The organism is Roseibium sp. (assembly GCF_050301095.1).
Classification (GTDB): Bacteria; Pseudomonadota; Alphaproteobacteria; order Rhizobiales; family Stappiaceae; genus Roseibium.
The window spans coordinates 19,006-27,797 of sequence record NZ_JBNKYW010000028.1; the positions used below are offsets into that span (position 1 = coordinate 19,006).

General features: G+C 60.8%; 7 protein-coding genes. 5 read left to right on the plus strand and 2 right to left on the minus strand.

Annotated elements, in window-relative coordinates; genetic code table 11:
• Positions 1-24: 24 nt before the first annotated feature.
• The 4 genes from ACQY7U_RS01860 to ACQY7U_RS01875 all read left to right on the plus strand — a co-directional run bounded on the left by ACQY7U_RS01860 (position 25) and on the right by ACQY7U_RS01875 (position 5,797).
• Complete coding sequence (locus ACQY7U_RS01860) at positions 25-1,281, plus strand: M24 family metallopeptidase (protein ID WP_428641388.1); 1,257 nt, start codon at positions 25-27, stop codon at positions 1,279-1,281.
• Between the two features lie 210 nt (positions 1,282-1,491).
• Positions 1,492-2,364 carry a glutathione-dependent disulfide-bond oxidoreductase gene (gene yghU / locus ACQY7U_RS01865; protein ID WP_428641390.1) on the plus strand — a complete coding sequence of 291 codons (873 nt, stop codon included), beginning with the start codon at positions 1,492-1,494 and terminating at the stop codon, positions 2,362-2,364.
• A gap of 390 nt (positions 2,365-2,754) precedes the next feature.
• Positions 2,755-4,338, plus strand: a complete 1,584-nt coding sequence (locus ACQY7U_RS01870) for a Re/Si-specific NAD(P)(+) transhydrogenase subunit alpha (protein ID WP_428641392.1) — start codon at positions 2,755-2,757, stop codon at positions 4,336-4,338.
• 13 nt (positions 4,339-4,351) lie between these two features.
• On the plus strand, positions 4,352-5,797 hold the full coding sequence (locus tag ACQY7U_RS01875; RefSeq protein WP_428641394.1) for an NAD(P)(+) transhydrogenase (Re/Si-specific) subunit beta: 1,446 nt from the start codon (positions 4,352-4,354) through the stop codon (positions 5,795-5,797).
• Between the two features lie 95 nt (positions 5,798-5,892).
• On the opposite strand, the gene ACQY7U_RS01880 is transcribed toward ACQY7U_RS01875, so the two are convergent.
• Positions 5,893-6,543, minus strand: a complete 651-nt coding sequence (locus ACQY7U_RS01880; protein WP_428641396.1) for a dihydrofolate reductase family protein — start codon at positions 6,541-6,543, stop codon at positions 5,893-5,895.
• A 109-nt stretch (positions 6,544-6,652) separates the two neighbouring features.
• Entirely contained in the window at positions 6,653-7,579 is a 927-nt protein-coding gene (locus ACQY7U_RS01885) for a LysR family transcriptional regulator (protein ID WP_428641398.1), read from the minus strand.
• Between the two features lie 90 nt (positions 7,580-7,669).
• Here ACQY7U_RS01885 and ACQY7U_RS01890 point away from each other — a divergent pair.
• A partial coding sequence (locus tag ACQY7U_RS01890) for an aldehyde dehydrogenase family protein (RefSeq protein WP_428641400.1) occupies positions 7,670-8,792 on the plus strand: 1,123 nt, incomplete at its 3' end.

Genomic DNA, 8,792 nt, shown 5'->3' on the forward strand with positions numbered 1-8,792 from the left:
CAAAGTCGAATTGGAGGGATCTTGATGGCCGAACTGGACTGGCACGCGGAACGGAGCGACCTTGTCGGACTGGCTCAGCTGGACCGGACACCGGAGCAAGCGGGAATCGATCTCAAGGCCGTGCGTCTCTACCGGCAGCAGCGGGTGCGGCAAAAGATGGCGGAATATGACATCGATGCGGTGATCCTGTCCGACCCCATCAACATCCGCTATGCCACCGGCACGCGGAACATGCAGGTCTTTTCCATGCGCAACGCCCCCTCGCGCTATCTGCTCATGACGCAAGACCGGTCCATCCTGTTCGAATTCACCGGCTGCCTGCACCTGGGCGAAGGCTTTGAGACCGTCGACGAGGTCCGTCCGGCCAAAACGGCAAGTTTCGTTGCCGCCGGTCCTCATATTGCTGAACGGGAAAGGGCATGGGCTGCGGAAATGGCGGACCTCGTGCACGAACTGACCGGTTTGAAGGATGCCACCGTCGGCCTGGAGCGGCTGAACGCAGGAACCGCAATTGCCTTGAAGGAAAAAGGGTTGCGCATCGCCGATGCGCAGGAGCCGGTGGAAATGGCGCGTGCGATCAAGTCGCCGGAAGAAATGAAATGCGTCCTCGCCTCGCTGCGCGCCACCGAGATCGGTGTCGGCAAGCTGCGCGAGGCAATCCGTCCGGGCCTCACCGAAGCCGAGCTCTGGTCCGTGCTGCACAAGTCGGTCATCGAACAGAACGGCGACTATGTGGAAACGCGGCTCCTGAATGCCGGCAGCCGCACCAATCCCTGGTTTCAGGAAACCTCAGACAACGTCATCGGCCGAAACGAACTGATCGCGCTCGACACGGATGTCGTCGGCTGTCACGGCTACTACGCCGATTTTTCCAGAACCTTCCATTCCGGGCCGGACAAGCCGACGGACGCGCAGCGCGAACTCTACAAGGTCGCCTTTGAGCAGGTGCATCATAACCTGAACATCCTCAAGCCCGGCCTGAGCTTCCGCGATTATGCCGACAGGGCCTGGGACATTCCGGAAACATATTTTGCCAACCGCTATTATCTCTCCGCGCACGGCTGCGGCATGACAGGCGAGTACCCGTACCTTTACCATCACGGGGATTTTCCGGACGCCGGTTATGACGGCACCATCGAACCGGGCATGACCCTTTGCGTGGAAAGCTATATAGGAGCGGAAGGCGCCAGGGAGGGGGTGAAGCTGGAACAGCAGGTGCTCATCACCGACACCGGCGTCGAAATTCTGTCCCAGTTTCCCTTCGAAGAGGACCTCATGTGAGAAATTTTGTGAGTTCCACTCGAAAAAAGTGAATTTGCACAGCAACTTGGCCAACTATTGGCATTTTTCTGGAGGAATTGAAGCTTTTCCCCCTAGTCAAAACGGAACAGGCAGCTTATCTAATCGTAAGATTGCGATGTATCGGAATATTACGATCCATCCTTTTCGTCACGTCTGATCCTGTCTGCCCTGTTCCGGAGACTGAATTTCATGAGCGAAACCATTCCTTACATCCCCCCAAAAGTCTGGAAGTGGGAACAACCTAGCGGCGGCCAGTTTGCCAATATAAACCGTCCGGTGTCCGGCGCCACCCACGAGAAAGACCTGCCGGTGGGCAAGCACCCGCTGCAGCTCTATTCCCTGGCAACGCCCAATGGCGTCAAGGTCACCATCATGCTGGAGGAGTTGCTGGCGCTTGGCTTTGAGGGCGCGGAATATGACGCCTGGCTGATCCGCATCAATGAAGGCGACCAGTTCTCCAGCGGCTTCGTCGGCGCGAATCCGAATTCCAAGATCCCCGCCCTTGTCGACACCAGCACCACGCCACCGACGCGGGTTTTCGAATCCGGATCCATCCTGCTTTATCTGGCGGAGAAGTTCGGCGCGTTCCTGCCCGAAGATCCGGCCGCCCGCACCGAAACCCTGAACTGGCTGTTCTGGCAGATGGGCTCCGCCCCTTATGTCGGCGGCGGCTTCGGCCACTTCTATTTCTATGCACCGGAAAAGTTCCAATACCCCATCGACCGGTTTACCATGGAAACCAAGCGCCAGCTGGACGTTCTGGACAAGACGCTTGCCGAACGGCCCTATATCGCGGGTGACGACTACACGATTGCCGACATGGCGATCTTCCCCTGGTATGGCGGCATGGTTCTCGGCCGGTCCTACGATGCGGCGGAATTCCTCTCCGTTCACGAATACAAGCACCTCGTGAACTGGGCGCAGAAGATCGACGCGCGTCCGGCCGTCGTGCGCGGACGCAAGGTCAACCGTACCTGGGGCGACGATCACGAGCAGGTTCCGGAGCGGCACGATGCCGCAGACCTGGACGCAAAACAGGTTCTGGAATCCGCAGCGGAATAATTTCTTCAGGCGGTGGCGAGTTTTTTTCTTGCCGCCGCCGCTGGTCTTTAAATTGATTAAATTTGCCCAGGATCAGTGCGAACGGCGAAACTCCGGGAAAAAATTACTATTTCGGCGGTCTTTCTGAGTATTCCGGCTAGGCGCTCCGCTTGAAAACGGGTTTCTGTTCTCAAGTAAGGCTGATGAACACCGGGTCAGGAATACCGGTTTTTTCCGACGCGTACGGAAATACCGTACAAAGCCACCTTAAAGACACCTTGTCATAAGTAAAATTTTCGTTTCTATATTCGCTGCGCGCTTGTCAGGTCCGGGCGGCAACGGTGGATTTTCACCGAATCGTACGGGCACCTTTCCATAGGCCACTCCCTCGTCACCAGTTTGGAGCGACATATGTCAGAAGCCCTAAAAATCGGCACACCGAAGGAAACCTTCCCCGGGGAGAATCGTGTTGCGATGACCCCGGAGTCGGCAAAGCAATTACAGAAACTGGGCTATTCCTGCCTGATCCAAAGCGGAGCGGGCGCCGCCGCCGGTTTTTCAGACAAAGCTTATGAGGAGGCAGGCGTCGAGATCGTCAAGACCGCCGCAAGCCTCTGGAAAAAAGCGGACATCATTTCCAAGGTCCGCCAGCCCGACGACAAGGAACTGGGCTACCTCACCAAGGGCAAGACCCTGATTTCCTTCTTCAATCCGGGTGGCAACGAAGACGGTCTTGAGAAAGCAAAGGCCTCCGGTGCCAATGTGATCGCCATGGAAATGGTGCCGCGCATCTCGCGCGCGCAGAAGATGGATGCCCTCTCGTCCATGGCCAATATCGCCGGTTACCGCGCCGTGATCGAGGCAGGCAACAACTTCGGCCGCTTCTTCACCGGCCAGATCACCGCCGCCGGCAAGGTTCCGCCGGCCAAGGTGCTGATCGTCGGCGCCGGCGTTGCCGGTCTCGCCGCCATCGGCACCTCCACGGCGCTCGGCGCCATCACCTATGCCTTCGACGTACGCCCGGAAGTGGCCGAGCAGGTCGAATCCATGGGCGCTGAATTCGTCTATCTCGATTTTGAGGAAGAGCAGCAGGACGGCGCCGCGACCGGCGGCTATGCCAGCGTCTCCTCGCCGGAATTCCGCGAAGCCCAGCTTGCCAAGTTCCGCGAGATCGCCCCGGATATCGACATCGTAATCACCACGGCCCTGATCCCGAACCGCCCGGCGCCGAAGCTGTGGCTGGAAGACATGATCAAGTCGATGAAGCCCGGCTCGGTGATCGTCGACCTTGCGGCCGAGCGCGGCGGTAATGCCGAAGGCACGGTGGCGGACGAGAAGATCGTGACCGAAAACGGCGTCACCATCATCGGCTACACGGACTTCCCCTCGCGCATGGCGAACCAGTCCTCGAGCCTTTATGCGACCAACATCCGCCACATGTTGACGGATCTGACGCCGGAGAAGGACGGTCAGGTCGTCCACAACATGGAAGACGATGTCATCCGCGGCGCGACCGTCACCTTCCAGGGCGAAATCACCTTCCCGCCGCCGCCGCCGAAAGTGCAGGCAATCGCGGCGAAGCCGAAGGAAAAGCCGAAGGAACTGACACCGGAGGAAGCCCGCGCCAAGGAAGTTGCCGCCTTCAAGGCCCAGACCAAGCAGCAGGTGAGCCTGCTGGCCATCGGCGGCCTTCTGATGCTGCTCGTCGGCCTCGTCGCCCCGGCAAGCTTCATGCAGCATTTCATCGTCTTCGTGCTGGCGGTCTTCGTCGGCTTCCAGGTGATCTGGAACGTCAGCCACTCGCTGCACACGCCGCTGATGGCGGTGACCAACGCCATTTCGTCGATCATCATCCTCGGCGCCCTGATGCAGATCGGGTCGGGATCCTTCCTGGTGATCCTGCTGGCGGGTCTGTCCGTCTTCATGGCCGGGATCAACATCTTCGGCGGTTTCCTCGTCACCCGGCGCATGCTCGCCATGTTCCAGAAATCCTAAAGGAGGCCGAGAGATGGAATTCGGTTTCACGACTGCCGCCTATGTGGTTGCGGCTGTTCTGTTCATCCTCTTGCTCGGCGGCCTTTCGGGTCAGGAGAGCGCGAAACGTGCGGTCTGGTACGGTATTGCCGGCATGGGGCTGGCGGTTGCGGCGACGCTTGTCGGCCCGGGCTCCGGCCTCTGGCTGCTGTCACTGATCCTGATCGCCGGTGGCGGCCTCATCGGCTATTTTGTCGCCCAGCGCGTGCAGATGACCGAGATGCCGCAACTTGTGGCCGCCATGCACTCGCTGGTCGGCCTTGCCGCCGTCTTCGTCGGCTTCAACGCCTACATCGAACTCGGCCGAGTGCTGGCCATGGGCGAGGAAGAGCGCAATGCGCTTGAAGGCTTTGCCGCGATCCTGGCCCACAAGACCCCGGTCGAACAGTCGATCCTCAAGGTCGAGGTCTTCCTCGGTGTCTTCATCGGGGCGGTCACTTTCACCGGCTCGGTCGTCGCTTTCGGCAAGCTGGCCGGAAAGCTGACGTCCAAGGCGGAAAAGCTGCCGGGCGGGCACGCACTCAACGCCGGCGCCGCGATCCTCAGCCTGCTGCTCCTGATAATGTTCCTGAACGGGGCGGGTATCTGGACTCTGATCCTGATGACGCTGCTGGCCTTCTTCATCGGCTATCACCTGATCATGGGCATCGGCGGTGCCGACATGCCGGTGGTGGTGTCGATGCTGAACTCCTATTCGGGTTGGGCGGCGGCGGCCATCGGCTTCTCGCTCGGCAACGATCTCCTGATCGTCGTCGGCGCGCTGGTCGGCTCCTCCGGTGCGATCCTTTCCTACATCATGTGCAAGGCGATGAACCGCTCGTTCATCTCGGTGATCCTCGGCGGTTTCGGCAACGTGACCGGTCCGGCGATGGAGGTCGAGGGTGAACAGATTGCCATCGACAGCGACGGTGTTGCAGCCGCGCTCAACGACGCCGACAGCGTCATCATCGTGCCGGGCTACGGCATGGCGGTGGCCCAGGCACAGAACGCGGTGTCCGAACTGACGCGCAAGCTGCGTTCGTCCGGCAAGGAAGTCCGTTTTGCGATCCACCCGGTCGCCGGTCGCCTGCCGGGCCACATGAACGTGCTGCTGGCCGAGGCCAAGGTGCCCTACGACATCGTGATGGAAATGGACGAGATCAACGAGGATTTCCCGGAAACGGACATCGCGATCGTCATTGGCTCCAACGACATCGTCAATCCGGCTGCCCAGGAAGACCCGAACTCGCCGATCGCCGGCATGCCGGTTCTGGAAGTCTGGAAGTCCAAGCAGGTGTTCGTGCTGAAGCGCGGCCAGGGCACCGGTTACTCCGGCATCGAGAACCCGCTGTTCTACAAGGAAAACACGCGCATGTACTATGGCGATGCCCGCGGCAGCGTCGATGCGCTGCTGTCGAAGATCGACGGCGCGGCCCTCTAATTAGGACCAATCAATACAAGAAAATGGGCCATCCCGGAAAACCGGGGTGGCCTTTTTTGTGTTTCGAGAAGGTGCACGGGAAACCGGACTGGACTTCAGTTCCCGCGGTCGATCCTGATGTGCGTCGCGGTGTCCGTCGAAGCGGAGGATTTGACCCGGTAGCCAAGCGCGGCCATGTCCAGTCCGGCAAAAAGACTTTCTCCCGTCCCTAACAGACACGGCGACAGGACGAGATGCATTTCGTCGATCAGTCCGGCCGCGAGAAATTGCCGGATCGTGGCGACACCGCCGCCGACCCTGATATCCTTGCCCTGGGCCGCGTCCCTGGCCCGGCCCAGCGCCGTCTCGATGCCCTCGGTGACGAAGTGAAACGTCGTTCCCCCTTCCATGACAACGGGTGCGCGCGGATAGTGGGTGAGAACGAAAACATCGGTGTGATAGGGCGGACAGTCCCCCCACCAGCCCTTCCAGGTGTCATCCGGCCAATCACCTCTGACCGGACCGAACATGTTCCGGCCAAGGATCCAGGCGCCGACATTTTCAAACCCCGCCCGGGCAAAATCGTCGTCAGGGCCGGTTGTGCCGCCGTCCTTCGACAGAACCATCGACTGGAACGTTCGCGTTGGAAAGAACCACTCATGCAGCGCCATGGCACCGACACCGAGCGGGTTTTCCAGGCTTTGGTCCGGACCCGCGCCATAACCATCCAGAGAAAGACCAAAGCAGCACACCTTTAGTTTGGACACAACACACTCCAATCCGAATTCAATTTGCGGTCAAATCAACCCTCGCAAATCCGATTGCAAAATGCAATCGGTTGATCTGTTAAGTTCACCGAGCTTACAAGCGGGATGGTCAGCGGCCCTGGACGGTCGAGTCGCGGCTTGTTGAAGTGCTCGTACAACTCGACTGCGCCCGCTCCGCGATCAGCTTCCAGAAGGCTTCGGCCACCGGGCTGAGGCGGCGGTCCGGGTTGCGGATCATCCGGAGCTGACGCTGAGCAAGCGGATCGGCCGGGCGCGCAAAGCCGATCTCGCCCCCCTGATGCGCGACCGCCCCCTCCGGCAGGATGGTTGCCCCCAGCCCTTCTCGGACGAAGGACAGCAAGGCGGTGGTGTTTCTCGCTTCGAGGGTGCACTGCTCGCGGATGACTTCGACGTCTCCGTTCCTGACCAAGGCACAAAGCGCATTATCAATGAAAGGTTCAAGGCGTGCCAGCGACCAGCTCGGCTCATCGCCGGCGGCAAGCCGTTGAGCGATTTCGCCGCCCTTTCGAAACACGATGCCGAGATCGTCCTGCTGAACCACCGTCCCTTCTTCGGGCGCATCGGGTGTGCTGGTGACGATCCCGATGTCGGCTTCCTCCAGCCGGATGCGCCGCCGGACCGAGCGGCTGTCGGCGTCGCTGATCTCCAGCCGGACGTCCGGATGCTGCCGGGAAAAGGCGGCGATCCGTTCCGGCAGCAGGGTCACCGCGGCAGAGGGCACCGTGATGATCCGCACGGTACCGGCCGTGGAGGACACATAGCGCCGGATCGCATCCCGGCTCCTGTCGAATGTGTCGGTCGCATGTGTGCTTTCCGCCAGCACCAGTTCACCCAGAGGCGTCAACCGGTTCTTCCTGTCGGTCTCGAATAGAGGCGCCCCGAGTTCGTCTTCCAACTGCGCCAGCATCATGGAGAGCGCCGACGGTGTCCGACCGAGTGCATTGGCGGCCCCCGCGAGCGTGCCCTGCTCGGCGACGGTGCGAAAGATCCTCAGCATTTCCAGCTTGATAGCCATTTCAGTTTTCCTGAAAAAACATTCAGAACTTCCAGATTGTCTGAAACCAGGTCCGATGTCTAGATGATCCCAGCAACTCTGGGAGACACCATGACTGACCATAGCGGGATCTATATCGCCGGCCGTTGGGACAAGGGCGCAACTGTAATCGAGAACCGGAACCCCTCGGACCTGTCGGATGTGATCGGAACCTACGGCCAGGCCGGGGCGGATCAACTTGACGAAGCCCTTGCCGCGGCCCGTGCCGCGCAGCCTCTTTGGTGGCGCGCAGGCGTTCAGAAACGTCACGACGTCCTCATGACCATCGGCACCGAACTGATGGAACGGGCCGGAGAGATCGGCCTGCTGCTGTCACGCGAGGAAGGCAAGCCCTTCGCCGAAGGAAAGGGCGAGGTCTACCGTGCCGGCCAGTTCTTCACCTACTTCGCGGCCGAAACGCTGCGCCAGCATGGCGATCTCGCCGAAAGCGTGCGTCCGGGCATCGAGATCGACGTCCGGCGTGAGCCGGTCGGTGTCGTTGCCATCATCAGCCCCTGGAACTTTCCGGTGGCAACGCCTGCCTGGAAGATCGCCCCTGCCCTCGCCTTCGGCAACGCCGTCGTCTGGAAACCCGCCAACCTGACACCGGCCAGCGCGGTTGCGCTGACGGAGATCATCGCACGTCAGGATATTCCCGCAGGCCTCTTCAACCTTGTTAGCGGCCCGGGCCGTGACGTCGGCCAGAGGCTGATAGAAAGCCGCGAGGTCGATGCCATCAGCTTCACCGGGTCGGTTCCGGTCGGCCGCTCGATTGCCGCTGCTGCGGTCACCAACATGACCAAGGTGCAGATGGAAATGGGGTCGAAGAACCCCATGCTGATCATGGACGACGCCGATCTTGATTTCGCCGTCGCCCATGCCGCCAACGCCGCCTTCGGAGGAACGGGCCAGAAGTGTACGGCGGCAAGCCGTCTGATCGTTCACGAGAAGGTCCACGATGCCTTCGTGGAACGCCTGGTGCGCGCAGCCGAGGCTCTCAAGGTCGGACATGCGCTGGAGGACGGCACCCAGATCGGGCCGGTCGTCAGCGCAAGCCAGCTCGACCAGAACTTCGGCTACATCGCAACCGGAAAGAGCGAAGGTGCGGAGCTGCTGTGCGGCGGCACGCGTGTGGAGCGGGCCACCGAGGGCTACTTCATGTCCCCCGCCGTCTTTGCCGGGACAACCAACGACA

What these genes read in the sequence shown, in the direction of transcription:
- ACQY7U_RS01885 (WP_428641398.1), bottom strand. Translation starts at nt 7,579, where the DNA reads ATGGCTATCAAGCTGGAAATGCTGAGGATCTTTCGCACCGTCGCCGAG.
- yghU (WP_428641390.1), top strand. Translation starts at nt 1,492, where the DNA reads ATGAGCGAAACCATTCCTTACATCCCCCCAAAAGTCTGGAAGTGGGAA.
- ACQY7U_RS01860 (WP_428641388.1), top strand. Translation starts at nt 25, where the DNA reads ATGGCCGAACTGGACTGGCACGCGGAACGGAGCGACCTTGTCGGACTG.
- ACQY7U_RS01870 (WP_428641392.1), top strand. Translation starts at nt 2,755, where the DNA reads ATGTCAGAAGCCCTAAAAATCGGCACACCGAAGGAAACCTTCCCCGGG.
- ACQY7U_RS01875 (WP_428641394.1), top strand. Translation starts at nt 4,352, where the DNA reads ATGGAATTCGGTTTCACGACTGCCGCCTATGTGGTTGCGGCTGTTCTG.